General features: G+C 71.6%; 21 protein-coding genes and 1 tRNA gene. 7 read left to right on the top strand and 15 right to left on the bottom strand.

All coding sequences use genetic code 11. The features are described from left to right. Positions 1-212 precede the first annotated feature (212 nt). From FRADC12_RS26045 to FRADC12_RS26055, 3 genes are all read left to right on the top strand, one after another. Positions 213-680: a hypothetical protein gene (locus FRADC12_RS26045; protein WP_045878585.1), complete on the top strand. Its 468-nt coding sequence runs from the start codon at positions 213-215 to the stop codon at positions 678-680. Continuing rightward, entirely contained in the window at positions 673-2,355 is a 1,683-nt protein-coding gene (locus FRADC12_RS26050; protein WP_045878586.1) for a hypothetical protein, read from the top strand. The genes FRADC12_RS26045 and FRADC12_RS26050 overlap by 8 nt, the downstream gene beginning before the upstream one ends. 386 nt (positions 2,356-2,741) lie before the next feature. Next, positions 2,742-3,914, top strand: a complete 1,173-nt coding sequence (locus tag FRADC12_RS26055; protein ID WP_045878587.1) for an ISAs1 family transposase — start codon at positions 2,742-2,744, stop codon at positions 3,912-3,914. Position 3,915: 1 nt separating this feature from the next. Here FRADC12_RS26055 and FRADC12_RS26060 read toward each other — a convergent pair whose 3' ends face one another. The 8 genes from FRADC12_RS26060 to FRADC12_RS26095 all read right to left on the bottom strand — a co-directional run bounded on the left by FRADC12_RS26060 (position 3,916) and on the right by FRADC12_RS26095 (position 13,555). Next, positions 3,916-4,563, bottom strand: coding sequence for a hypothetical protein (locus FRADC12_RS26060; RefSeq protein ID WP_045878588.1), 648 nt, complete (start codon positions 4,561-4,563; stop codon positions 3,916-3,918). Between the two features lie 144 nt (positions 4,564-4,707). Then, entirely contained in the window at positions 4,708-6,483 is a 1,776-nt protein-coding gene (locus tag FRADC12_RS28830) for a hypothetical protein (protein WP_052711192.1), read from the bottom strand. A gap of 8 nt (positions 6,484-6,491) precedes the next feature. Beyond that, positions 6,492-6,731 carry a hypothetical protein gene (locus FRADC12_RS26070; RefSeq protein WP_045878589.1) on the bottom strand — a complete coding sequence of 80 codons (240 nt, stop codon included), beginning with the start codon at positions 6,729-6,731 and terminating at the stop codon, positions 6,492-6,494. After that, the gene (locus FRADC12_RS26075; RefSeq protein WP_157489056.1) at positions 6,706-7,464 is read right to left on the bottom strand and encodes a hypothetical protein; all 759 of its coding nucleotides are present in this window, start codon (positions 7,462-7,464) and stop codon (positions 6,706-6,708) included. The genes FRADC12_RS26070 and FRADC12_RS26075 overlap by 26 nt, the downstream gene beginning before the upstream one ends. A 95-nt stretch (positions 7,465-7,559) precedes the next feature. After that, positions 7,560-8,717 carry a hypothetical protein gene (locus FRADC12_RS26080; RefSeq protein WP_157489057.1) on the bottom strand — a complete coding sequence of 386 codons (1,158 nt, stop codon included), beginning with the start codon at positions 8,715-8,717 and terminating at the stop codon, positions 7,560-7,562. A gap of 79 nt (positions 8,718-8,796) precedes the next feature. After that, positions 8,797-10,656 (bottom strand): hypothetical protein, encoded by a 1,860-nt coding sequence (locus FRADC12_RS26085; RefSeq protein WP_045878591.1) that lies wholly within the window; start codon positions 10,654-10,656, stop codon positions 8,797-8,799. Next, complete coding sequence (locus FRADC12_RS26090) at positions 10,653-12,680, bottom strand: type IV secretory system conjugative DNA transfer family protein (protein WP_084011200.1); 2,028 nt, start codon at positions 12,678-12,680, stop codon at positions 10,653-10,655. The genes FRADC12_RS26085 and FRADC12_RS26090 overlap by 4 nt, the downstream gene beginning before the upstream one ends. Beyond that, on the bottom strand, positions 12,680-13,555 hold the full coding sequence (locus tag FRADC12_RS26095; RefSeq protein ID WP_045878592.1) for an RNA polymerase sigma factor: 876 nt from the start codon (positions 13,553-13,555) through the stop codon (positions 12,680-12,682). The genes FRADC12_RS26090 and FRADC12_RS26095 overlap by 1 nt, the downstream gene beginning before the upstream one ends. Positions 13,556-13,937: 382 nt before the next feature. Here FRADC12_RS26095 and FRADC12_RS30595 point away from each other — a divergent pair, with 382 nt between their 5' ends. Further along, the gene (locus tag FRADC12_RS30595; RefSeq protein WP_084011422.1) at positions 13,938-15,497 is read left to right on the top strand and encodes a recombinase family protein; all 1,560 of its coding nucleotides are present in this window, start codon (positions 13,938-13,940) and stop codon (positions 15,495-15,497) included. Here the strand turns inward: FRADC12_RS30595 and FRADC12_RS26110 are convergent. The 4 genes from FRADC12_RS26110 to FRADC12_RS26125 form a co-directional block, all read right to left on the bottom strand. Further along, positions 15,479-15,563 (bottom strand) — tRNA-Leu (locus tag FRADC12_RS26110). The two genes, FRADC12_RS30595 and FRADC12_RS26110, sit on opposite strands and share 19 nt — an antisense overlap. Before the next feature lie 162 nt (positions 15,564-15,725). Then, positions 15,726-16,298 carry a hypothetical protein gene (locus FRADC12_RS26115; protein WP_045878595.1) on the bottom strand — a complete coding sequence of 191 codons (573 nt, stop codon included), beginning with the start codon at positions 16,296-16,298 and terminating at the stop codon, positions 15,726-15,728. Between the two features lie 74 nt (positions 16,299-16,372). Further along, complete coding sequence (locus tag FRADC12_RS26120) at positions 16,373-17,728, bottom strand: tetratricopeptide repeat protein (RefSeq protein ID WP_045878596.1); 1,356 nt, start codon at positions 17,726-17,728, stop codon at positions 16,373-16,375. 219 nt (positions 17,729-17,947) lie between these two features. Beyond that, on the bottom strand, positions 17,948-18,946 hold the full coding sequence (locus FRADC12_RS26125) for an IS30 family transposase (protein WP_045875091.1): 999 nt from the start codon (positions 18,944-18,946) through the stop codon (positions 17,948-17,950). A 204-nt stretch (positions 18,947-19,150) separates the two neighbouring features. Here FRADC12_RS26125 and FRADC12_RS26130 point away from each other — a divergent pair, with 204 nt between their 5' ends. Both FRADC12_RS26130 and FRADC12_RS26135 read left to right on the top strand, forming a co-directional pair. Beyond that, positions 19,151-19,897, top strand: coding sequence for a class I SAM-dependent methyltransferase (locus FRADC12_RS26130; RefSeq protein WP_157489059.1), 747 nt, complete (start codon positions 19,151-19,153; stop codon positions 19,895-19,897). A gap of 117 nt (positions 19,898-20,014) precedes the next feature. Then, on the top strand, positions 20,015-20,923 hold the full coding sequence (locus tag FRADC12_RS26135) for an alpha/beta hydrolase (RefSeq protein WP_052711194.1): 909 nt from the start codon (positions 20,015-20,017) through the stop codon (positions 20,921-20,923). A gap of 82 nt (positions 20,924-21,005) precedes the next feature. On the opposite strand, the gene FRADC12_RS28835 is transcribed toward FRADC12_RS26135, so the two are convergent. The 3 genes from FRADC12_RS28835 to FRADC12_RS28845 form a co-directional block, all read right to left on the bottom strand. Further along, positions 21,006-21,338 (bottom strand): hypothetical protein, encoded by a 333-nt coding sequence (locus FRADC12_RS28835; protein WP_052711195.1) that lies wholly within the window; start codon positions 21,336-21,338, stop codon positions 21,006-21,008. 37 nt (positions 21,339-21,375) lie between these two features. Beyond that, entirely contained in the window at positions 21,376-21,621 is a 246-nt protein-coding gene (locus FRADC12_RS28840; protein WP_052711196.1) for a nitronate monooxygenase, read from the bottom strand. A gap of 627 nt (positions 21,622-22,248) precedes the next feature. Then, a complete protein-coding gene (locus FRADC12_RS28845) occupies positions 22,249-22,725 on the bottom strand; it encodes a GyrI-like domain-containing protein (protein ID WP_084011201.1) in 477 nt (158 codons plus the stop codon). Positions 22,726-23,350: 625 nt separating this feature from the next. On the opposite strand from FRADC12_RS28845, the gene FRADC12_RS26150 reads away from it, so the two are divergent. Beyond that, on the top strand, positions 23,351-24,052 hold the full coding sequence (locus FRADC12_RS26150) for a cysteine hydrolase family protein (RefSeq protein WP_045878599.1): 702 nt from the start codon (positions 23,351-23,353) through the stop codon (positions 24,050-24,052). The last annotated feature ends 98 nt before the right edge of the window (positions 24,053-24,150 follow it).

Consider the following 24,150-nt stretch of genomic DNA (forward strand, 5'->3'; position numbering starts at 1 on the left):
GTGGCCCTCGGGGGTGACCTCGTGCCTGGTCTGGGTCCTGCGGGCGGCCCTCGCCGGGGCCCTGCGCCAGGTCGGACTGCCCGGTTCGTGTACGAGGGCCGTGCCGAGGTTCGGGCCATGCAGGGTTGTCCACAGGCTGTCCGTCTACCCCGCCGGGGAGACGGGACAGTGGGCGTGTGCTGGCCGACATCGACCGCAGATGAGGTGGCTCCGTGGCGGGACATGACAGGGACGCAGATCTGCCCTCTGCCAGTGCCGCTCCGCGGCCGGCGCCGGGTTCGACCTACGAGACGGACCCGGCCCGGTGGCGTGGGGTCGTCGCGGCGCTGTCCGCGCGGCCTGAGGCGTCGCTGGGGACCGCGTGGCTACTGCTGGAAGTCGCGGCCGCGGGGACGCTGTTCGAGCCGTTGGCCTCCGCGGGCCTGGCGACATGGGCCGGCGTGGAGTGCCTCGCCGCCGGGGATGAACTGCGGCGGGCCGAGCTGGCCTGGCTGCCGCAGCCCACACCGCTGCCCGGCGCCGACGACAGCCCGCTGGACGGCGCCGAGATACGCACGGTGCTGGTCACGGCGCTCGAGACATTGGGCGCCTGCCTGCCGATCGCGCCGGACCCGGCGGGCGTGTTGCGGGCGCAGGATCGCATCCGCACGGCGCTGAGGGTCCTCGCCGACGATGGCTGAGCCGCCCACCTACGGCCGGCTGCTGGACACGGCCGGGCGGCAGATCGCCACCGCCGCGGCCCGGCCACCACCTATCCGGCCGGACGAGGCGCTGCGGGACGCGATCGGGCTGCTCGGGCTGGCCGCGCTGGCTGGTCGGCACGCCCGCTTCCTCGGACGGTCGGGCCCGGTCGACAACCCGGCGCTAAGACTCGCCGCACGTCTGGAACAGGCGGTTCTCACCGCCACAGACCTGCTGCCGATCAGCGAGTGCCACCCCGACTCGGCCTGGCGGGAGCCAGCGCGGACGCTCGGGCTCGCCCACGACCTGCTCGCGATCCAGATCGGCCCGGCCGGTGAGCCACGAAGCCCGGACGCGGCCGCGCTGGCCCGCCCCGAGGTGATCACCGCGGCAGCGCATCGGCTCGGGGCGCTGGTCGCTGTTGTCATCACGACCGCGGTCCGGCGCGCGGCCCATCTACGGGCGCACCTTCTCCGGGCGGCAGACCCCGTCGGAGCCGCCACCCTGCCCGACAGCGCTGGGCCCGCGGTGGCGCTGCGCATCGCCCAGGCGCTGGACCGGCTGACGCCGGCGCGGGCCACGGCCGCGCAGCTCGGCGCGCGCCACGACGAAAGTCACCACCATCTCGCCGTCCTCGACGAGATCACCCGGCTGCACTCAGCCGCGGGCGGTGACCCGTTCGAGCGGAATCTCGAACGGCTTCGCCTGGCGGCGTACGCCCTCGCCCAGCCACCTGCCCGGCCTGCGCGTGCTGGCCTCTACGCGATGGCGGACCTCGCCGCGGCCATCGGTACCGTCGCCGGTCGCAGCGCGGCGTTCGTCGGTCGTCGCCGTACTGCCCCCGCCGCCTACCGGGGCGTCACCGACAGCGCCCGCGCGGCCGTTGCCACCTGGGAGGAGATTCGCCACCTCCTGCGCTTACGGCGCCTCCTCGGCTTCGACGGCCTGAACACGGTCCAGGTCGCCGGCGAGATACGCCGGCATCTCGACGCGTTGTCGACGCCCGTCGACGCCGATCCCGACACGGCGCTGGTCGCGGCCCGCCGTGCCGCATTGGTGCTGCCCGACCTCGCCGCCACCAGCTATGCCGCGGTCAGCCGCCTCCAAAGCGAAGGGCTGCTGCTGGCTCCCAGGCCAGGCCACCGCTACGGCCCGCCGACGGAGCGGGACTGCGCACTCCTGGACGCCTACGATGACGCCCTTCGGCTGTCACGGCGGCTGCTCGAAAGCTGCGCCGCCCTGCCGGGACCACAACCGCTGCCCGCCAGGACCGCCCAGCTGACCGATCCGGCGATCAACCTGCTCGCGCCAGCCGTCAGCAAGCCCCCGGTCCTGCGGTCGCTGGACCCGGCCCGGCGCAGCCGGGAGATGCGGCTTCTGGACCCGCACCACGGCGTGCTCGCCTGCGACACTGAGCTGTTCGAACGGGCGTTGCGCCACCCCGACGCGAACCTGTGGGCCATGCTGAGCCCGCACGCGAACCGGTTGCGACTGACCGGAATGGAATCCCGGGCCACCCTCGCCGCGCTTGCCAGCCTTCACACGCCGATCCTGCTCGGCGGCCCGGCCGGGCCCGGGCCGTTCCCGCGCGCCGAGGGCTTGGCACAGACACCTGCGCCCGAAGGAGGCCCGCGAGGTGGCATCCCGGATCTCCCAGCCGATCTCGGTCTTTAGGAGATAGCGCCCGCAGCCTGCCAAAGGACGCTTGTCAGAGGAAATCCCCCTCGCTCCTGGGCCAGGGCTCCGGCGAGGTAGCGCAGCGTCATAATTGATAGCTGACAGTAGCCGGCTTGGTGATCACTCCTGGGCGTCCGACGGGCGATTGATTATCGCTACAGCTCGTCATGGATTCGTGCCATAGCAACTTGTCCTGGCGCTGACCGTGATTCGACGGGGCATTCAGCGTCGCTGGGCGCACGCGATTATCTGGAAATGATTGACGGGATGCAGGCTCCCCGTTGAGAAAGAAGTGGCCTTCCGCCTGGGAAAATGTAAGTACCACCAAACAAAACCCCAAGACAGAAGGCCACCACGTGCCATCATGCCAGTCTGGCCCCGGCATGTCCACCGAGCCTATCGATTGCGAGCAGATCGACATCTCCAGCCTGCTCGCGATGCTCGGCGAGATTCCCGACCCGCGCAAGGCGAAGGGAGCGATCTACAGCCTGCGGTACATCCTGTCGACCTCGCTTGTTTCGACGATGACGGGCGCGAAGCGCCTCAGTGAGATCGGCCGCTGGGCGGCGAGGATCCCCCAGCCCCTGCTGGCCCGGCTGGGAGCGCCTTACGACCACTTCCTCGGGCGGTACCGAGTACCCAGCGAGAAGACGATCCGCCGGGTTCTCCAGGTCATTGACGTCGCGGCTCTGGACGCCCGCATCGGTTGCTGGCTGTTCGCGCAGACCACCTGGGAGAACGGGGAGCAGGTCACCATCGCGGTCGACGGCAAGGTCATGCGTGGTGCCTGGGTAGATGAGAAGACGCAGGTCAAGCTACTCGCCGCGCTGATCCACGGCAGGGGTCTCGTCGTCGGACAGATCCGCGTACCCGACGACACCAACGAGATCACCCAGGTCGAGAATCTGCTCGACCAGCTTCCGGAAATACCAGGCCATCCGACCGTGACCCTCGACGCGGCGCATACGCAGGACGACACCGCAAAGGACATCGTCAAGCACGGGATGGACTACGTGATGACGGTGAAGGGGAATCGCCCGACCCTAAAAAGGCAGACATTCGAACGGGTCCTTCCACTTCTCCAGGAACCAGCCCACCACGAGGTCCAGGAACGCGGACACGGCCGGATCAAAAACTGGCAGACCTGGACCACGAAAGCCGACGGCATCGAGTTCCCGCATGTCAACAAGGCGGCCATCATCCGGCGAGACGAGTTCGACCTTACCGGAACGCGCCTCACCCGCGAATACGCTCTCGCCCTCACCAGCGCTACGGGCACGCACGCCACAGCGTCATACTTCCACTCTCACGTCCGCGGCCAATGGGGCATCGAAAATGAGGTCCACTACATTCGCGACACTGCCTGGCGCGAGGACGACGATCCGACCTATACCGGGAACACAAATCACGCTTTCGCGAGCCTCCGGAACCTGACCATCGGAATCCTCCGCCTCAACGGCAGGAGGAAAATCAAGGAAACCCTGGAGGACGTCGCCGCCGATCGCAACGCCGCACTCGGCCTGCTCGTCACAGCCTGTAGCGCATCAAAGCGGTGAGCTACCTCGCCGGAGCCCTGCTCCTGGGCGGCCTGAGGTGACGGTCCGGATCTCGCAGCGCGAGCAGGTGGGTCCTGATCCCAAGCGAGTAGAAGCCGTATTCCAGCTGCTGGTACCAGCCGCGTTCGCGCTCGAGTTCCTTCGATACCTGAACGGTAACTCCGACCTGCTGATCGTCGGCAGAAGCCATAACCACGTGCGCTTGTCCCTCGTCCGCCGGATCGGACGGATGAGTGATCACGATGAATTCCCAGGTCGCCGCTCCTGGGACATTCACCCCGTCGGCTTCGATGCGCTGGAGGATGAAGGTCGGCTGTTGCATCAGCACCCGGGACTGGGCCCGGATCGCCATCGCTTCGCGGGCGACGGTTCGCCACGGCGGCTCCGGACGCGTGTGGTGGAGGTCGGAGAACAACTGCTCCCGCAGATCCGAGTAGCTGGCGGCCGTCCTGGCGAGTGCTCGGGTATCTGCGGCCAGCTGACGGCTCGTGTCACAGCTGGCGAAGAGAGTTCCCAACGAGTCGAGCCTCCTGCGGATCCACGGCTTGAGGAAACGGTCAAGGGCGCCCAGGCTGTAGGCGTCCTCGGCGGACTCGGCGACCAGCGTCGCGCCATGTACCAGAGCCTGGTGTTTCTCCGCGAGATCCATGAAATTCCTTCTTGGGCGGGCAGAATCTCCAGGATCGTCTATCACGGTCTGCGGACAGGCGACTTCCCGTCCTCCCGAAATGGGTCATCACGGGTCTGTCCTCGGGCCGCGCGGACACTGGTCGCGGTGGGGCGGCTCGGGGCGTCAGATACCTCGATCCCAGACAGGGCCGGCGCCGGGCAGGTCAGGCAGCGGGCCGGCCGCGTTCGTCCGCGGCGGGGCTGGTGTGTCGAGGCTGGTCAGTTCGGCGGCAGCGTGTTGGGCGACGAGGGCGGCAGTCACGAACACCGGCTGGTCGGGCCCCGGGGCGGGAAGCCAGGGACGGCGCGCGAGCAGGGCGTCCAGGGCGTCGCGCGGGTGGCGCATAGCGGCGTGGAACGTTTCGGCGTGGACCTCGATGCGGCCGTGGACGTGGTCGTCGACGAGGACGTTGTCACCGACCTGGCGCAGCGCTGATGGCGCGCCGCCTGGAGCGGGTTCGTCGGGGTCGGCTGGTTGTAGAAGGCCGGTCGGGACGGGCGTCGGGGTGATGTCGCTGGTCGGGTCGAGGGCGGTAGTCGCGGGCCGGCGGGTGAACGGCGCGGTGAGGATCTGGGTGCCGTCCGGGCTGTCGACGGCGATCGCGATCTCGCGGACCGTCAGGAGGATCTCGCCGGGCCGGGGTGGCAGGTCGGCAGTGGCGCGGGCGCTGAGCAGGGCAGCGGTGTCTGGCCATGCGGTGCCGCGCACCGGCACGACGTCGTCGTAGGGGAGCGTGAGCGGGGGGAGCGCCGCGTCGTGGGGTTGGATTTCGTAGGTCATGCCGGTGCCGTCGCGGTCGATGGCGCGTAGGACGGTGCCGGTGGCGAAGCGGGGGTCGTCGACTGCGGCGACGACGGCGCCGGTCGCCAGGACGGGCGGCGCGGTGGGCCCGTCGACCTGCGCATCGGGAGCGGCGAGAGTGGTCTGGACCTGGTGTGGGGCGGCGGGCAGGGTCCAGGTCGGGTGGTCGCGCCAGGGGTGGCCGGGCAGGTTGGCGGCGTCGGGCCGCCACAGGTAGCTCGGGCCGGTGTCGGTGTCGAGGACGGCGAGGATGGTGCCGGTGTCGGCGTGGGCTGGGCCGTCGGCGTGGACGCGGATTCGGGTGCCGCGGGGGAGCGGGTGGTCGGGCGGGTCGACGATGGTTTGCCGGATCACGTTGCGGTGGCGGACGAGGAAGTCCTGCTGGCGTGGGGTCAGGTCTTCGTCGTCGTCCAGCGCGCGGGTGAGGACTTCGGCGAGGCTGCGGCGGACCGTGTCGTCGTTCGCCACGTCGTGGTGACGGGGCACGCCGGTGAGGCCGCCGGCGAAGACGAGTCTCGGTTGCTGGCCGGTGACTGTCTCGCTGACCCGGTAGACGAGGGCGCGTCCTTGCTCGTACTCGGCGGCGAACAGGTCGACCTCGATGGGGTGGTGCTGCCAGCGGCGTACGGGGTTGTCGGCGTGCACCAGCCGTCCGTAGCTGTTCCGCGGGCTGGGTACGCCGCGCACGACGCTGTCCCGGGTCGGCCGGTAGCTGGGTGTGCGGATCGCCTCGTCGGACAGTGGGCCTGGGTGGTCGTTGTACCAGGTGGGAAGGTCGCCGGCGAAGTCGGAGAGGACGAGCGCGTTCTGCGCCAGGTGGGGGATCGCCCAGCCGAGTTCCTCCTCGAGCTGCAGGAGATCGGGCCGGGCTTTCGCCCATAGAAGCCGCCGGCCCAGGGTGGTGTCGGTGGGGTTGGCGGTCAGCTCCGCGGCGAAGATCCTCTCGCCGCTGGCGTCGACGACCGCGCTGATCCGCCAGCGGCCGGCGGGCACCTGGACCTCGACCGATGGCGGCTCGGCCCCGGCAGTCCCTCCGGCCGACGGGGATGGATCGGCGGCACCGTCCTCGGCGCCGGGTTGGGTGTCTGGCTGGCTCATGGCGGCTCCTACGCGTCGGTCGGTGGCTCTGCGGGCGAGGCGAGTTCGGCGGTTTGGAGCGCGTTCAGGATGTCGACGGTGTGGACGCGGTAGGCGCGGCCGTAGCGGTGGACGGGGACGGGGAACTCGCCCCGGCGGGCCAGGGCGTAGGCGGCCGAGGAGCCGAGGTCGAACGCGCGCGCGGCGGTGATCAGATCGACCGCGGCCGGGAGCTGGTAGATCTCAGCGAGCGTGAGCGGGCTGCGCATGGTCAGTCCTCAGGGACGTGGGCGGCAGGGTCCGGCGGGTCCGGAGGCGTTCACAGGTCGACGCCGAAGGCGTCACCCGGAGTCGAGCGGATCGCTGGCTTGGGCAGGTCGGGATGATCGTCGGCCGGTGAAGGATGTCGAATCGGTCGGGGCCTCGGTGATCGGGATTGGTCCCCGGCCAGGCCCCCCACGTGGGCGGTCCGGACTTGCCCGCGCTCTTGGCGTGCTGCCCCAGCCCGTGGTGGCTCGGGCTGCTGCGGCGCCGACCGGCCGGTCCCGGTTCCGGGTCGGGGTCCGTTGTCTCGGGGCGGTCGGGATGTCCTGGCAGGCGCAGGCGCAGGCGCAGCGCGGCGAGGCGGTGTGCGCGGTCGGCGGCGGCCTGGGCGAGGTCGCGGGTGGCGACGCGGCGCTGGGTGGGGAGCAGGACCCAGCTCGCGACGGTCTCTCGGCACACGTAGCGGCGCCGGCCGACGGCGATGGCGACGACGCCAGCCGTGGCGAGCCGGCCCACCAGCGCTGGAGCGGCCGGGTCGCCGGCGACCTGGGCCGCCAGCGCGGCCGCGGCGAGCCTGGCCACCCCGTCGTGGGCTGCCGTGGGGTCCTCCGGAATGTGGATGATCTTCGGATTGGTGAGAGCCGCGAGGTTCCAAGCGGGTACGGGCGGGCCCGTAGGTGAGGTGGGGTCGTTTGGTGTCGGCCGGGCGGAGTGGCGGCTGGGCGGGTTGCTGCGCATGGCGGTCCTGGGGGCGTTCGGAGAGGCTGCCATTTCGGGTCCGGCTCCGGCCGGAGCCGGCGAACCATGCCGTGGGTGTGACGTCGGCCTGCCGGTCAGGGACCGGCCAGGTCGGGCGCGTCCGGGAGTACAGCCGGGCCGGGTGATTCCCCGGCGTCGGCGACCGGGGCGCTGGGATCGGCACCGCCGATGGTTCCAGCCGCCGGACGGTCGGGGACGTCGACCGTGTCCACGGGCTCCGCGGCGAGCGGAGGCTGTTCGGTGACGTCCGACTCGGCGCCGGTGTCGGGAGATCCATCAGGGCCGGACGGCGATCCGGCTGCAGTCCGCGCGGCGGCGGTCGGTCCGGCCGCCGTGGGTGTTCGGTCCTCGGGCGCGGGCTCCGGCATCGGGGCGTCTGGAGCCGGGGTCAGGTCAGGGGGATCGCGGCTGGCCGTGGGTTCGGGGGCGAGGGTGAGGTCGGGGAGCAGGTCGGGGAAGTGGTGGGCGGCGAGGGCGGCCAGCGTGATCGGCGGGGTGTCCGGTCGCAGTGGGCCGGTGTCCGGTTCGAGGAGGTCGCGCAGCAGGCCGCTGGGTTCGGTGAGGGCGGCGGTGAGGGCCTCGGTGGGGACGGTCAGCCAGCCGTGGGTCGGGTCGCCGACGGTGGTGAGCGGGCCGTGATGGGTCACGGTGACGGTCGCCGGCGGGCCGGCGGGGTGAATCGGTGTCGCCCTGGCCGTGCCGCCGGGGACTGGCCCGCCGGAGTGATGGAGGCGGCGTAGCAGGGATTGTTGGGCGGCGCCGTGCGCGGCGTTCAGCGACGGGAACGGGCCGTGCAGGACCGCGGCGTCAGCCTCGACGGCGTGCAGGTAGCCGTACCAGGTGCCCAGCCACACCTCACGGGTCTGTGGACTCGGTGTCGGGGCTGCGACGTTCAGTCGTCCGAGGACGCGGGTCCGGCGGGATGCCGTGTCGGGTGCGGATGGGGCGACGGGGACGTTGGCCAGGGCGGTGACGGCGATCAGGTCACCCAGGTCCGTGACCTGGGGGACGAGGAAACCCCGGCCATCGGGGCCGGGAGACCACAGCCGGCGCGCCCAGCCGGCCGGTCCGGAGGGGTCCGGCCAGAAGGTGGCGACGAGGATCCGCCCGCCCGGTGGTGCGCTGATCGGGACGTCGAGCAGGATGCCGGGCGGGCGGACTCGGAAGCTGACCAGCGCGGGGCTGCCCGACGGCCCGCTTGGTGCCCTCGTCGCCGGATCCGCAGGTTGCACCGCGTAGCCGCTCTCGGGCGGTCCAGGGCTTGAGCTCGCTGACGGGTCCACCGGCTCGGAGGGGGGCGCGGCGGAGTGGTCACGGGCCCTCCAAGTTCGGCGGTTCGGCGTTCGGTGGTGGTGGCCCGGTGGCGGGCGGTCCGGTGGTCGGTGGTTGGCCATGGTCGGGCCTGGCGGTGGCGAGGGCAGCGACGTCCGCGGGGGCGTGTAGGGCGGCGAGCGCGGCGGTGACGAGGTGGGGCCACGGGCCGGCCGGCAGCCAGCGGTAGCGGTCGAGAACCGGGAGCAGCCGGTCGGGCCGGACGAGCAGCGCCGCTATGAACAGCTGCTCGGGGACGGCGAGGTGACCCAGCGTCGGGTGCCGCACGTGGCGGACCCCGTCGACGAGCCGCAGCTGCACCACCGGCGACCCGGCCGCGGAGCCGTCGGCGGGTGGGGCCGCGACCGCTCTGGGTAGGCGCGGATCGGGGGCCAGCGTGGAGTCGTCGGCGGAGGGCAGCGTGTAGCGGGCGTGGACGTGTGGGCCGTGGGGCCCGTCGACGACCAGGGCGCAGTCGCCGACGGTGAACAGCAGCTCGTCGGGCCGCAGTTCCAGGCCGGCGAGCGCCCGGGCGAGCAGCAGGTCATCGACGCTTGCCCAGGCGGTGCCCGCCAGCGGGGTCACATCGGTCGCGTTGAGGGTCACCGGGGCCAGGGCGGCGTCGTGGGGACGGATCTCGTAGCGCGGCGGGCCGTCCGCGACGAACGTGCGCAGCACGGTGCCGACCGTGAACCGCGGGTCGTCGACCGTGGCGACGCGCGCGCCGGTCGCGAGCACGAGCTGCCCGTAGGGCGACTCGGTGTTGCGGTCCGCGCCTTCGAGGGTCGCCGACGCCCTGTACCAGGGGGTTTCCAGTACCCGGTCCGGGTCGGCGCGCCACGGATGGCCGGGCAGGTCGGCGACGTCGGGCCGCCACCGGTAGACCCGGACGCCGGTCGAACTGACGGCGCTGCCCCGCACGGTGCCGGTCGTGTACCAGTCGCGCTCAGGGTGGTCGACGGCGATCCGCGTGCCTGCCGGGTAGGGATCGCCCGGTGGGCAGGCCGCCGCGGTCAGGCCGGCGCCTTCGGCGTCCAGGAAACGACGTTGGCGGGTGGACAGGGACCTTTCGGGCCTGCTCGTGACCGCGGCGACGACTGCGCGGATCGCCACCGGCGACGTCGGTGACTCGCCGTTGTGCAGCCGCACGTCCGATCCGGTGAACACCACCTGGTCGCGGTCGCGAATCCGGTAGGCGATCTCGTGACCGGCACCCTCGGCGAGCGTCCGGTTCGCGACGACCTCCACCCGGGTCGATCCGTGGGGCCAGCTGCGTCTCGGGTCCTCGGCCTGGCCGAGCCGGCCGTAGGTCGCAGGCGGCTGGTGGGCACGCAGGACAATGCTGGCCCGCCATGGCCAGAAGCGTTCCTCGTGGGCATGCGGTTCCAGCGACACCGGTCCCGGGCTGCCGAGGAAGGTCGGCATGCCGTCGCCCGGTGGGTGGACCAGTGACAGCGGCTGCACCCCGTCGGCGACCCAGGGCGGTGCCTCCTCGATCGCGACGTGGCAGGACAGCGGCACCGACCAGCCGAGCTCCTCCTCCAGCCGCCAGACCGACGGCTGCCTCGTGCGGAACGTCGGCTGGCGTGCCGATCCCGGTCCCACCGCTCCAGCTACCAGCTCGGCGACGTACAGGTCACCGCTCTCCGGGCCGGTCTGCCGGTAGAGCCGCCACCAGCCCGCCGGCACCTGCACGCACACCGGGAAGGACGCACCGTCCACCCACATCCCCGCCTCGTGCGGCCCCATCGCGGCTCGCGCGGCGCCGGCCGGGCCGCCTGGTCGGGCCGTGCCCTGTGGCTGTTGGCGGCTCGGCTCGTCTGGCTCGTCGGCGGCCCCCGGGGCCGGCATCGCGATCACCGCGAACCGCTCGCGGCTCGACGGGTCGGTTGTTCGGCTGATCGGCCTGTCCTGGGCTCGGCGACGAGCGGCACGGACGCGCCGCGCCGGGCGCGTCGAACAAGCGCGAAGAGCCGAGCCGAACCGGCGCGAGACCGGCGCGCGCGCCGATGGGCGTTGGGACCGACGTCGACGGTGGGACCGGCGGCCAACCGGCGAAGGTGCGGGTCGCGGAACCAGTACCGGCCGCGCAGGTGGATCGGCGGCAGGGTCCGGTGAATCAGCAGCGCCTCACCCGGTGCGACCTGGCGCAGCAACGCGGCCGGGAGCAGCTCCAGGCGGGTCGGAGCGTCCGACACGCCCGAGCGGCCGCCCGACGGGCTGGTGTCGGTGGAGACGCTGCGCGCCGCGACGTGCTCCTGACCGAGCAGGGAGCCTGCATAGTCGAGCGACGACCGGTCGGACAGACCGGAGAAGAACACCTTCGTCGTCGCGTTCGACACGACGATGTCGGCCTTCGTCCCGTACGCCGCGTCGATCTGGGCCTTCGACTGGTAGAGCAGCAGCAGGACGACACCCATCCCGGCGCACGTCGAGATCCGCGCCGGCAGGGAACGCATCGGCCAGTTCCCCGCCTCGTCGATCACAAGGAGCAACGGCGGGTCCAGCGGCTTCCCGGTCCGCCCGACCCGGGCGTAGACGTCGCGCAGCAGCTCATCGACGAGGCCGCCGAGTACCGGCGCGAGCCGCTCGGCATCATCGAGATCCGCGCACAGATAGAGGCTGTTCGCCCGCGCCGGGACCGGATCGGGAGCTACCGACGTGACGCCCAGCAGCCAGTCGAGGTCGACCGGCGCGGCCCGGTTGGTCACGGCGCTGCGCTGGACGGCCGGCTCCTGCCAGGGGCGGATCATCTGACGGGCAACCAGGTACAGCGACGACAGCTGGCGGGCATCGGAACGCCAGACAGCCTGCAGCGCGTCGTGGACCTGCTCGCCGTCGGCCGCGACGTCCGGAGTGAGATGGCGGGCGTAGGCGCGGGCCAGCGACAGGACGGTGTCCTTGTCCTGGGTGGTGATCCACGTGACGACGCTGTCCATGCCCAGGCCGGACTGGGCCGCCAGCCAGAACAGCAGGCTGACCAGATCCTCGCCGGCCGACGCCCAGAACGACATGTCTCCCGAACCGCCGGCGTTCCAGTCGGTAGACGCCGCGACGGACCGCGCCGCCCGGCGCGCACCGGCCAGCCGGCCCGCGACCGTCAGCGGCGACCAGCCGGCCGAGCTCCGGCCGGTAGCGTCGGCCGGGTCGAACACCCGCACCTCGCCGACAGACCGGCGCCGCGCCTCGGTCGCGCCCAGCAGATCGGTCTTCACCGACACCGCGATCAGCGGTCCGGCCCATTCCAGGATCGCGGGGACCGCGAGTGTCGCCGTCTTCCCGCAGCGGGTCGGGCCCAGCGCCAGCACCGCGCCACGGTCCGACTGCCGGCGCCGTGCCGCCCGGCGCAGCGCCCAGGGCACGGCCGCATCGAGCGGCTGAGACGCGTCCTCGGTCGCGACGAGCCGGCTGCGACCCGCCGCGCGGGCCCTGCCGAGAACCAGACGTCCCTGCGCCGGGCCCGCGACCAGCAGCGGCGCGAGATCCGCCAGCCGAGCGAACCGGGCCTCCGGGTCCAGGCCCATCCGCCGCCGCCGTGCCACCCCGACGCGGCGACTCACGACCGCCAGCAGCACCGCCACAGCCGCTATCGCGACCGCGAGCGGCGGCACGGTTGCCAGCCAGTAGCCCACCGGGCCCGGCAGCTGCGCTGCCACCGCCGGCGGCCAGGCGTCCCGCGGATCTGACGGACTCGCCACTATCCCGGGCAGTGCCAGCACCGTGTCGTGCAGCCCGACGGGAAGAAGACGGTGATCGCCGAACAGCAAGGCTGCCAGCTGCGTGCCCGCCCACAACGCGCCCGCCGCTGCCCCGCTTGCGATTGCGCCGGCCAGCACCAGCGACTCAGCCGACAGCGGAGCTCCCGGCTGCGACGAGCCGGCCATCACGCCACCGCCGTCGGCAGCAACGCGGTGCGCAGCGCCCCAACAGCCGCGTCGCGGCGCGCCCGCACCGTGCGCTCGGAGACGCCGGCCCGCTGGGCCGCCTCATGCTGGGACAGTCCGACGACGCCCAGCTCCGCGAGCACCCGCAGGCGTTCTGCGGGAATCCCGGCCGCCCGGCCGTCGAGAAGCACGGCGAACAACTCGGTAAGCGGACTTGGACCCGTGAGGCCGACGCCGTCGGGCGGCGACGTCTCCTGGGCGGCCGACCGGTCGGCAGCCAACTCGGGCAGCCACCCGCCTCCGGCCGCGCGCCCCCCATCGTCGGTTTCCGAGCTGGCGGTACCCGGGTTCAGGCCGGCGAGGACGGTTCGCCGCTCGACGACGGGGACGTAGCCGAACACCAGCCCGACCGTGTCGTAGACCAGGTTCACGGCGACCTTCGCCGGGCGTCGCTTGACGCAATAGCAGCGGATCACGATCCACGCCGCACCGACCAGCTCCGCGAACACGTCCCCGAACGCGGACCCGCTGCGCCGGCAGCGCCGCCACGCCTGCGTCGTCAATGCCGGCACCAGTCGTTCGAGTGCCACCCGGCCGGCCGCGAAATCACCGGACCGGGCCCGCGAGACCAGCTCGGCCAGCACCGCGTCGGCCTCGCCTGCGGGGACCGTCAAGTCCCGCCCGGACGCGGCGAGCAGCGGCCCGACCGACGATGTGTGGGGACCAAGGATTGGGTCCGTCGACCAACGGGCCAGACCGGCCGCGGCCTCAGCGCCGGCCGCCCACCGCTTCCACTCGTCCTGCCAGTGCCGCACCGCCGGGGCACGCGGCACGAACGTCTCCAGGCCGGCGACCGGCCCGCTGTGCGTATCCATGGCACGACACGGTCAGAACCCGCGCCCTCGCCTACGCCATCGCGAACGACCTCGCGAAGGCCCTCACGGGCAGCGCATCACTGCGCATGGCACCGCGCAGGCCCTCACGGCAGCGCCGCGGGCCGGGCTTTGATCCGCCAGTGCCGCGCCGCGCGGCCACCGCACCCGCGACCGCCTCGCCAAGGTCATCGTCGACACCCTCGCGTGGCCGGTCACGCCGATTCGTGCTACTGCGGGCCGGGCGCTGGCGTCACGGGCAGGCGCGCCGGCGCGGTCGCGACCCCGGCCGCCGCCGTGCGGTGCGGTTCTCGGTCACACAGGTGTTTGTACGCCAGGCCTGCTGGTCGGACCGCCCGTTCCAGCAGGCCACGCATTGCCGAAGATGGCGTCCTTCGCTGCCTGCGCGAGCGTGGCCTGTGAGGCCGCTCGGATCCCGAGTCGATTCCAGTGGAAGATGACGTGTAACGCGGTGATGGCGCGTAGCCCGCGACACCATCGCGATCATCCTATCGGGGCGTCGCTACGACCGTTTGATGCCGCCCAGTTTGGCCTGGTGTTCCCTCTGTTCGTGCACTACGACGCCCAACTCTGGGTCCCCGAGGTCGGTGGGCCGATCGACCCGAACTCCGAAGCCCACGACCTGATCATGTCGGTGTTCGGCGGCATGTCCAAAGGCGAACGCAACCGCATCAAGATCCGAGTCCGCAGCGCCATGGCCGCCCAGGCCAAGGTCGAGGGACGCTACCTCGGCGGCCGCCCGCCCTACGGCTACCAGCTGATCAGCCTCGGCCCGCATCCCAACCCCGCCAAGGCAGCCGACGGACGACAACTCCACGGTCTCGCGATCGACGGCCAGGCGGCGCCCGTCGTCGTCCGGATCTTCGCCGAGTTCCTCCGTGGCAGCGGCCTGTTCGCGATCGCCGAAGGCCTAACCCGTGACGGCATCCCCTGCCCTTCCGCCCACGATCCGGCCCGCAACTCCCACCGCGATGGACTGGCCTGGTCGAAGGGCGCGGTACGCGTGATCCTCACCAACCCCCGCTATACCGGCCGGCAGGTCTGGAACCGCCAGCGCAAGGACGAGGTCCTGCTCGACGTCGAGGACGTCAGCCTCGGGCACACCACCAGGCTGCGCTGGAACCCCGCCGCGGACTGGGTCTGGTCGGACCAGACCGTCCACCCAGAGATCATCACGATCGAGGTTTTCACCCAGGCCCAGCAGATCCTCGCCGGCCGGGGACGCGGCCCCGGCGACCAGAAGATGCCGCGCACGCGCCGGCCCTACGCGCTCAGGGGCGCGCTCTACTGCGCCGTCTGCGACCGGAAGATGCAAGGGCACACGGTCCGCGACGTGGCTTACTACCGCTGTCGCTACCCCCAGGAGTACGCCCTGGCGAACACGGTCAGCCACCCAGCGAACGTCTACCTGCGCGAGGACACTGTCCTGCCCGCACTCGATGGCTGGCTCGCTCGCGCGCTCGCACCCCCGCAGCTCGCCAGCACGCTCGATGCCATGGTCGCGGCTCTGTCCAGTCCGGCATGCGACGACCCCGGCGTCGCACACGCGCGACGCGCGATCGAGGAGTGCAACGCCAAGCTGACCCGCTACCGGGCGGCGTTGGACGCTGGAGCCGACCCCCAGGTCGTCACCACGTGGATCGCACAGGCCCAGGCCGAGAAGATCGCCGCTGAGCGCGAACTCCGTCAGGCCAGCCAGGATGAGGAAAGACATCTGACCCGCGACGAGATCAGCGACATGATCAAATCGGTCGGCGACATCGCCGCAGCCCTCGCCGCCGCCGAGGCTGCTGAAAAGGCGGAGCTGTACCGCCATCTCAACCTGCGCCTGGCCTACCAGCCTGCCACCAACACGGTGCGAGCCGCCGTGAAGATCGACTCTAGTTACCATGGGGTAATGGATCGTGTCCGAGGGGGGACTTGAACCCCCACGCCCGTTAAAGGGCACTAGCACCTCAAGCTAGCGCGTCTGCCATTCCGCCACCCGGACCGGTGAGCCGGGGCGCCGCCCCGGTGCGAACCAGATGCTACACGGTCCGACAGGTACTCTGTCGCAACCCCAGACCATGAGAAGATCAAGAAAAGCCGTCCGTCTACGGACAGCTCCCGGCGGCTCCCGGCGGCGCCGCAGGGGAGCCCCGTACGGGTCGGGTCAGGCGATCACGATGGTGGCAGCTAGAGCCATCCGATGGTCCTTCGACCAGGGTGGCCCCCAGCTCGCGCGCGGACCTTGGAGCACCATCTCGGCCTGGTCTCCCAGGATGCGGGCCGCTTCGCGCTCGACAGTCGTGCCGTTGTACTGATGGACCACCCAGCCGCGCTCGACGGCGAGCCTGGCGAGGACCTGGCAGTACATGACGGAGTCGGCGCGGCTCTCGTAGGGCACCCGACGTTGGACGGCGATGTCCGTGGGGAACTCGGCGGGCCAGGCCCGTACCGACATCGACACGATCGGCTCGGGCAGAGCGCCCGCGAGCTCGTCCAGCGCGGCGGACGCCGTGCGCGTGACCGCCGCTTGCACCTGAGCGACCAGCGCCGCCAGGGCGCTGTCGTCGACCGGCTCGCCCTTCTGGTGCAGCAGGTGCGGCCCGCCTTCGTGGTGGACCGGGGCCGCGGGGAGGCCGGGCTCGATCAGCTCGATCCGCCGGCGGTCGACCACCGTGTGATCCGCGGCGGCCGTGACGGCGACGGCCCAGCCGAAGTGATGGGCGATGCCGAGACGCATTCCGCCGATTCTGCCGGCAGGGGCCGATGGCCGTCATCCCGCCAGGCGGGCCGTGGCCTCGGCGGACGTGTCTTTTACCAGGTGAGCCAGACCTCGTCGCCGCCGTTCGCGGCCAGCAGCGCACGGGCCGAGGGCTCGGCTGGCGGCTTGCGCGCCACCCGCTCGGTGGTCAGGGCGCGGGCGAGGCCGGCCTGCCCGGACCGGGCCGCCGCGGCGATCAGGGTCAGGTCGATGATGTCGCGCTGTGCGTGGCTCCCACCGACCGCGTGCGCCTCGGAGCGCAGGCCGAGGAGCAGGTCCACCGCGGTATGCGGCTCGCCAGCCGCGAACGCCGAGAAGGCGGTGAGCAGACCGCGTCCGGCACGTTCGGCGGCCCGCCTGTTGGTCGGGGCGGCCAGGTCCTGGTTGGCGGCGACCACCTGGGCCGCGCGGGCGTGGTCGCCCGCCAGTCCGAAGGCCATGACGGCGTGCCAGTCGTTGAAGATGTACGTCGGTGTGCTGACCAGGTCGCGGATGTCTGCGGCGAGCGCAGCCGCGCGGGCCGTCACGTCCGTCCCGTAGAGGTCGAGCCGCCACAGCAGGGCGGCCGCGTCGACGACGTCCAGCCACTCGGTCGACCTGGCCGCGCGGACCCGCTCGTCATACAGCGCGAGCGCGTCGTCGGTCCGGCCCAGCTCCAGCAGGTAGAGCCCGAGGTGCCACCAGTTGTGGACCGCGAAGTAGCTGTCCCGCCAGTCGGGGGCCGACGAGGTCAGGAACGACACGCCAGGCGTGAGGCGGCCCTCCATCTCGAACACGTGGGCCAGCGCGTGCACCGCCCACACGTCCCGGGGATGTCGGGCGAGGGCCTGGCGGGCGGCGTCCTCGGCGCCTCGGTAGTCCCCGTTCTCCTCGAGGCCGAAGGCGTACATGCCCTGGACGAAGCCCCAGGCCGGGTCGGTTGGCGGCCAGGCGGGAAGCACCCGCGCCACGACGTCGCGCAGCTCCCGGCGGTCACCGAGGAAGAACGAGAGGTCCTGGGCGATCTTCAACGCCAGCAGGTCCCGGGGGTTGGCGAGCAGCGCGCGGTCCAGCGCGCGGGTGGCCGCATGCCAGTCGCCGTCCGCCCACGCCCGGGCGGCGGCCAGGTGGTGGGCCTCGCGCTCGGACCTCGGGCCCTCGGCCAGCTTTGCGTCGGCCGGCCCGAGCGGTTCGAGAAGCTGGCCGGCCTCGGCGGCGCCGTCAGCGGTCGTGGCGTAGAGCGACAGGTAGGCGCGGAAGATCCGCGCGAGCGCGAGCTCGCCGTCCGCGGCGATCGCGGCCTCGGCCCCGCCGACCGGATCCCCGGCAAGCGCGACAAGATCTTCGATCGCCTGGTCCAATAGCCCGACGGCGCCGCCGTCAAACGCCCGGACCGGGACCCCCCAACGGTCCGCGTGGATCTCGCTCATGACGCGATTATCCCGGGCGGGCTGGCGGCGGGCCCCGGCCGCGCGGTCCGGCCAGCGCGAGCCCGCAGAACACGGACGACATCAGCGGCCCACGTCCGCGGAATCGGTCAGAAAAGGTGGTGACTCAGCGTGATATGAGCGACAGCGACAGGATGCCAGGTCCCCTCTACATCACGCCGAAGGGGGATTCAATGGTAATTGAGGGGCGGAATCAAGCGGTCATGGCGACACATGACTTTCCAGCAGCTCGGTAAAGACCTCGAGCGGCGTCGCCCATTTGAGCGTCTGCCGTGGCCGCCCATTCAGCTGCGTGGCCACCATATCAAGTTCTTCCTGCGTGTGCAAGGACAGGTCGGTGCCCTTCGGGAAGTACTGGCGCAGCAACCCGTTGGTGTTCTCGTTCGAGCCGCGCTGCCACGGTGAGTGCGGGTCGCAGAAATACACGGGAATACCGGTGCGGACGGTGAAATCGGCGTGCCGGGCCATCTCCTTTCCCTGGTCCCAGGTCACCGAGTTCCGCATGAACTCGGGCAGGGTCTCCATCTTCTTGCCCAGCAGGTAGGCGACCTTGTCGGCGTTACGGTCGTACGGTATTCGCACCAACATCACGAACCGGGTCGTGCGCTCGACCAGCGTGGCGATCTGCGACTTGTTGCCCTTCCCGATGATCAGGTCGCCCTCCCAGAAACCGGGGACGGCGCGGTCCTCGGCCTCCTTCGGCCGCTCGCTGATGTTGACCATGCCGACGATCCCGCCCCTGGTCAGGGTGCTGCGCGACCGGTTGACCCGCCTGGCCCGGCCCTTACGCAGCGCGATCTTCAGTTCCGTCCGCAGCTCGCCGCGCGCCTGGAGGTAGAGGCACTCGTAGATTGTTTCGTGGCTCACGCGCATGCTCTCGTCGTCGGGAAAGTCCGTGCGCAGTCTCTCGCTGATCTGCTTCGGCGACCACTTCTCGACCAGGCCGGTGTTCACCGCGTCGTGCAGCTCCTTCGACGCGACGAGTTTCCGTTCCTTCGGGCGGGCGCACATCAGATCACACCGTGCCTGCGCATCCACCGCCCGATACGCCGCGGCACCGCCGTTACGCTCGATCTCCCGGGAGATCCCCGAATGATGACGACCGAGCACAGCGGCGATATACCGAGCCGAACGCTCCTGACTCAACTCCCGCGAGATGACCTCGCGGTCCTCCACCGTCAACCGCTCCCGTACGCCCATCCACCATCCAGCCCCTCGACACCATCGCGATCATCCTATCGGGGCGTCGCTACGACCGTTTGATGCCGCCAGGCGTTTGAGCGCGCCGTTGCCCAGTTGGTGGCGCAGGGCGGCCCGACCGGCGCGGAGTATGACGCACTTGGTGAAAAGGCCGCGAAGCTGCACAAGAAGCTTGGCGCCGGCGAGATTTCGAAGGAAGACATCATGGCGGTACTGGACCGCCATGTCGAACCTTTTACCGAGAAGACTCTTCAGGGTTACGCGCTGCGCAAGCCGCGGAGGTATGCGGGCGACTTCCGGATCATCGACATGATCTACCAGGTCCAGGCCTCGCCCGACGAGCACCTGGCCCGCTGGGACGAGTACTTCCACGCCCAGCCCGCCCCGATCGCGGTGCGCAACCGGAAGAGCTACTTCCACCGCATCCTCGACCGCCATAACCAGAGGCCCTTCCGGGTGCTCAAACTAGGGATCGGCCCTGGCCGGGGCATGTACGAGTGGCTCGCCCGTAACCCGACGGCGCGGGTCGAGCTCGAATGCGTCGACATCGACGCGGACTCGGTCGCCTACGCCGCCGCGCTGAACGCCGAGTTCAGCGACCGGATCACCTTTCACACCGCCAACGTCTTCAGGTTCGTGCCCGCGCCGTCCAGCCCCTACGAACTGATCTGGGCCGCCGGCCAGTTCGACTACTTCGACGACAGGGCGTTCGTGCGCATCGCCCAGCGCTTCTTCGAGTACGTGCGTCCGGGCGGGGAGCTCGTCATCGGCAACTTCTCGACGGACAACCCGACCCGTCCGTACATGGAGATCTTCGGCGACTGGTACCTGAACCACCGGACCCCGGACGACTTGCTCCGGCTGGCCACCGAGATCGCCGGCGACGGTGTGACGGCCCGCGACGACCAGGAGGAGACCGCGGTCAACCTGTTCCTGCACCTAGCCCGCTGATCGCAGCTCCGGCCCGGCGCGCGTCGGCGGGTGCGGCACGCCCGACGCCCCCGCACGCACGTGGGGCGCGGAACCCGGAATGCGATGATCGGGGGTGTGCGGCCGAGTAGACGAACAATGCTGCTGGCGGTCCCGACCGCCGCGGCCGGCGCGATCGGCGGCGCCTGGTGGATGCGCGGCTCCAGCGGCGCGACGGCGGAAACCGCCGCCGCGCCGAGCGCCGGGCCGGCGAGTCCGACGGGACGGCCTGCGGCGTCGCCCTCGGCCAGCGGCGTGACGGTGATACCGGCCGGGCCTGCGGTCGTCACCCAGGCCGGTTTCCGCAGCGCCGCGCGTGGCCAGAACGTCTCGCTGGTGGTCGTGTCGCCGGTGGTGGGCTCCGTCGAAGGCCTGCCGGTGTGCCTGGTCCTGCATGGCCGGGGCGACGACGCGCGGCGCGGGGCCGCCCTCCTGGGCCTGGACTCGGCGGTGGCCGACGCGGTGCGGTCGGGAGCGGCTCCGTTCGTCGCCGTCGCCGTAGACGGTGGCGAGACGTACTGGCACCGGCGCGTGGCCGGCGACGACCCGGAGCGGATGATCCTGGCCGAGGTCCTGCCGCGCCTCGCGGCACAGGGGCTGCGGACCAGCCGGGTGGCGGCGTTCGGCTGGTCGATGGGCGGCTACGGCGCCCTGCTGCTCTCCGAGCGTCACCCGGACCTCGTCGTCGCCGTGGCGGCGAGCAGCCCGGCGATGTGGCGAACCTACGGCGCGAGCGCCCCCGGCGCGTTCGACTCGGCCGCTGACTTCGGCGCCCACCAGGTCCTGGGGGAGCCACCGGCGGCGGGCGTGGCGTACCGGATCGACTGCGGGCGCGGCGATCCGTTCTACACGGTCTCCCGCCAGTCCGCCGACGAGCTGGCGGCCGGCGAACGCGCCTTCGGCCCAGGTGGGCACGATCCCACGTTCTGGCGCGCGGCCCTGCCAGCCCAGCTCGCCTTCGTCGCCCGCGCGCTCGCCGCGCCGGCCAACCGGCCGACCCCGAGGTAACGCGCACCGAGCCCCACGGCGTTCTGGCAGGTCGGGATGGCGGTCGTGCCCCAGCCAGGGCTGCGACCGTGACGGCACACCTCTACCCGCCGTGAGGGCCAGCGCCGGTGTGGTGTGATGCCCCAGGCAAAGATCGCCGCTGGAGCTGAGTTGGAGGAGGCCCGCGATTGAGCGTCGCCGCCTGGCCTGGCGGCGCGCACGTCGCCGCGCGCGCGGCGGCGGCCAGCGCCGGCCGGACGTCGGTGACGGTGAGGGCGACCGGTATGCCGGCGTCGTGGCAGCGGGCGACGGCCTCGCTCGGCGGCAGCCCGAACGCGAAGCTGACCAGCGCCGGCCGGACGTCGACCAGCACATCGAGCTTCGCCGCGAAGTCGTCGTCCCCGGCTGCAATGGGACAGGGCTTGCCGGGCGCCACGCCGAGCTCGGCCGCGAGGGCCGCAGGCGCTCTCGGATCAAGCCGCGACGGCCTGGGTCCGCGGGGCCGGCGGTCCGCCGACGAACAGGTTCACCGCGAACGGCCGGTCGGTCAGCGCACGCATGCGCGTGAGGTCGGCGGCGAACCGGTCGGCGTTCAGGTACCCGGCCGCGAGTGTCCCGAGCCCGCCGGCCGCGCCCACCGCGACCGCGAGCCCGGGGGTTGAGGGCCCACCGGCCATCGGGGCGCACACAATCCGGGTCGGCACGTCTGGCAGCTGCATACCGGCGACTGTGCCACGGCCGTCAGACTGGGATGGGCTGGCGGCCCGGCCACGCCAGGACCCTCCGGAGGCCACGGCTCTGCCCGCAGCCGGCCTCCGCCCATGTCGGTCGCCCCCCGCCGGGCCCAAGTTCCCCTGCGCAGCTAGTGATCAGGGCGGCCTCGCGCCCCACCAGGGCACCTTGATCACTCGTTGCACAGGCAAAACGGCGCTGCGTACCCCAATTTGTCCACTTTTTCCCTGCGCAGTTCTCGGTCAGGGGGTAGCACCTTGCCCAGGCGGCCGGATGATCGGCGTCTGCGCAGGCAGGTCGGCGCCTCGGATCGGCCGGAACGGCGACGGCGAGCCGGACGCAGTCTGGTCACTAGGCCGGGGGACCGGCGGGCGTCCTGCGGTCAAAGACGTACCTGCTTAGAAGGTCGCGGGAGGAGTCGCCAACAGCGCAGCCAGCTGGGCGACGATCCAGCCGGGCTGGTGCTCCACACCCCGCCAGGTGCCCCGCTGCAACCGCCAGTGGAGCATGACCAGCGCGTTCTGTCGATCACGATCGCCACCGCCGCGAGCCAAACACGACGGCCGACCGCGCCGCGGCGCTGAACCCGGCCCGTGATGCCTGCTGACAGGTGATCATTCCGTCCTGGCGGTCAGCGCGTAGAGGACCGTGGTCTCGATCTTGGCCTCGTCCTCGTCCCAGTCGCCGTAGACCTCCATGCTCCACGCGCCGACGGTTTCGGCGTGCTGGCGGCACCAGGCGTGGATGGCCGCGTGCGCCTCCGGCAGGCCGCTGTACCCGCCGCGATGGACGGCCCGGGCGGCGCGGCCCGTCGGGGTCTCGACGCACTCGACCAGGCCCTGCGGCGGGAAGAGACGGGTCACCTCGACGCCGAAGTCGACGTCAAGGCCGGTGTCGGGGCCGTCGGCGGTGTGGTGGTACACGAAGACGTTGTGGCCGTCGTCGCGCAGGCCTGGCTGGCCGCGCAGGAACGCCCAGACCCCGTCCAGCGCGGTCCGGAAGGCCGTCGGAACCTCGCCGGGGCGGACCTGGCGGCGGACCGCGGCGAGCACCTTCGGCGCGACGCTCTCGACCTCGACCACGTAAGTCATGGACCAACTCTGCCAGCGTCGACGGGGAAGGCATTGCCGCCGGGGACCCCGAACACGGACGGATCCCGAGATCCCTCAGCCGGTTCAGCACGTGCTGGACCACGGTCGTGACCATCGGGAAGCCCCTCCGTCGAGTGCCGGTCCGGCGCGCGGCCGCCTGGGCCGAGGTCCGGCCCGTTGCTCGCGCCGACGGCCTCCGCTGTCGTCGGGCCGCGGGCAGCCCAGGAGTCGGTACCGGTAACAGCCGGCCTCTGACGAATCGTCGCCACAGCGGGTAGTTGGACCACTACACAAGGATGCGCGGGCCGCGTTGAAGGCAACTGTATACGGTGCCGGATCCGAGCCTGTATACGTCATTTACTGGTCCGTTACACAGCGACACGCGGCCCGAAACCGGACGGCCCCAGAGTCTTCGCAAGGCAGCGGCATCCAGCCCGAGGTCCCAACCGAATCGCACCGCAAGGCTTTCGAGTCCGGCTATCCGAGCCGGCTCACTCCTGCCCCGACGCCGATCCCTGTCCCCGCCCGGCGATCCGTGACGTGAGCCGACCGCGGTCCCGGCCCGGTTTGGGCTTCCCAGGTCTCCGCATACCGTCCCCGTCTCCGCCGACGACAGGACCCAGGCATGACGAGCGCACCACTCACGGTTCCGGCCCGCCCATACGACTTCACCTTTGACCCAGCGACGACCGCCCTCGTCGTCATCGACATGCAGCGCGACTTCATGGAGCCGGGCGGTTTCGGTGAGAGCCTCGGCAACGACGTGTCCCAGCTGCGGAGCACCATCGAGCCGCTGAAGGCGGTCTTCGCCGCCGCCCGCGCGGCCGGTCTTACCGTCATCCACACCCGGGAAGGCCACCTGCCGGATCTCTCGGATCTTCCCCCGGCGAAGCTGAACCGGGGGAACGCGACGCTGAAAATCGGCGACGTAGGCCCTAAGGGGCGAATTCTCATTCGCGGCGAGTACGGCCAGGACATCATCGACGAGCTCGCGCCGATCGAAGGGGAGTTCGTCGTCGACAAGCCCGGCAAGGGCGCCTTCTACGCGACCTCGTTCGGCGACATCCTGACGGAGAAGGGCATCAGGAGCCTCATCGTCACCGGCGTCACGACCGAGGTGTGCGTGCACACCACGGTCCGCGAGGCCAATGACCGCGGCTACGAGTGCCTGGTGCTTTCCGACTGCGTCGGCAGCTACTTCCCCGAGTTCCAGCGGGTCGCGCTCGAGATGATCGCGGCCCAGGGCGGGATCTTCGGGTGGGTCGCCCCGTCGGCCGCGCTCATCGAGGCGCTCGCGCCGCTTTCGGCGGCCTCGGCCGCTCAGTAGCAACCACCGCGCCGCCGGGCCGTCGCCGTCCGGCGACGCGGGAATTCGGCCGCCGCGCGCCGGGACGACCGGGCCGCGTCCGCGACCAGCACCGGGGC

It is taken from the genome of Pseudofrankia sp. DC12 (assembly GCF_000966285.1).
GTDB lineage: Bacteria > Actinomycetota > Actinomycetes > Frankiales > Frankiaceae > Pseudofrankia.

Excerpts from the sequence above, each read along its gene's own strand:
- FRADC12_RS26050 (WP_045878586.1), top strand. The coding sequence starts at position 673 with ATGGCTGAGCCGCCCACCTACGGCCGGCTGCTGGACACGGCCGGGCGG.
- FRADC12_RS26055 (WP_045878587.1), top strand. The coding sequence starts at position 2,742 with ATGTCCACCGAGCCTATCGATTGCGAGCAGATCGACATCTCCAGCCTG.
- FRADC12_RS26060 (WP_045878588.1), bottom strand. The coding sequence starts at position 4,563 with ATGGATCTCGCGGAGAAACACCAGGCTCTGGTACATGGCGCGACGCTG.
- FRADC12_RS28830 (WP_052711192.1), bottom strand. The coding sequence starts at position 6,483 with ATGAGCCAGCCAGACACCCAACCCGGCGCCGAGGACGGTGCCGCCGAT.
- FRADC12_RS26070 (WP_045878589.1), bottom strand. The coding sequence starts at position 6,731 with ATGCGCAGCCCGCTCACGCTCGCTGAGATCTACCAGCTCCCGGCCGCG.
- FRADC12_RS26075 (WP_157489056.1), bottom strand. The coding sequence starts at position 7,464 with ATGCGCAGCAACCCGCCCAGCCGCCACTCCGCCCGGCCGACACCAAAC.
- FRADC12_RS26090 (WP_084011200.1), bottom strand. The coding sequence starts at position 12,680 with ATGGCCGGCTCGTCGCAGCCGGGAGCTCCGCTGTCGGCTGAGTCGCTG.
- FRADC12_RS26095 (WP_045878592.1), bottom strand. The coding sequence starts at position 13,555 with ATGGATACGCACAGCGGGCCGGTCGCCGGCCTGGAGACGTTCGTGCCG.
- FRADC12_RS30595 (WP_084011422.1), top strand. The coding sequence starts at position 13,938 with ATGGCGTCCTTCGCTGCCTGCGCGAGCGTGGCCTGTGAGGCCGCTCGG.
- FRADC12_RS26115 (WP_045878595.1), bottom strand. The coding sequence starts at position 16,298 with ATGCGTCTCGGCATCGCCCATCACTTCGGCTGGGCCGTCGCCGTCACG.
- FRADC12_RS26120 (WP_045878596.1), bottom strand. The coding sequence starts at position 17,728 with ATGAGCGAGATCCACGCGGACCGTTGGGGGGTCCCGGTCCGGGCGTTT.
- FRADC12_RS26125 (WP_045875091.1), bottom strand. The coding sequence starts at position 18,946 with ATGGGCGTACGGGAGCGGTTGACGGTGGAGGACCGCGAGGTCATCTCG.
- FRADC12_RS26130 (WP_157489059.1), top strand. The coding sequence starts at position 19,151 with ATGGCGGTACTGGACCGCCATGTCGAACCTTTTACCGAGAAGACTCTT.
- FRADC12_RS26135 (WP_052711194.1), top strand. The coding sequence starts at position 20,015 with ATGCTGCTGGCGGTCCCGACCGCCGCGGCCGGCGCGATCGGCGGCGCC.
- FRADC12_RS28840 (WP_052711196.1), bottom strand. The coding sequence starts at position 21,621 with ATGCAGCTGCCAGACGTGCCGACCCGGATTGTGTGCGCCCCGATGGCC.
- FRADC12_RS28845 (WP_084011201.1), bottom strand. The coding sequence starts at position 22,725 with ATGACTTACGTGGTCGAGGTCGAGAGCGTCGCGCCGAAGGTGCTCGCC.
- FRADC12_RS26150 (WP_045878599.1), top strand. The coding sequence starts at position 23,351 with ATGACGAGCGCACCACTCACGGTTCCGGCCCGCCCATACGACTTCACC.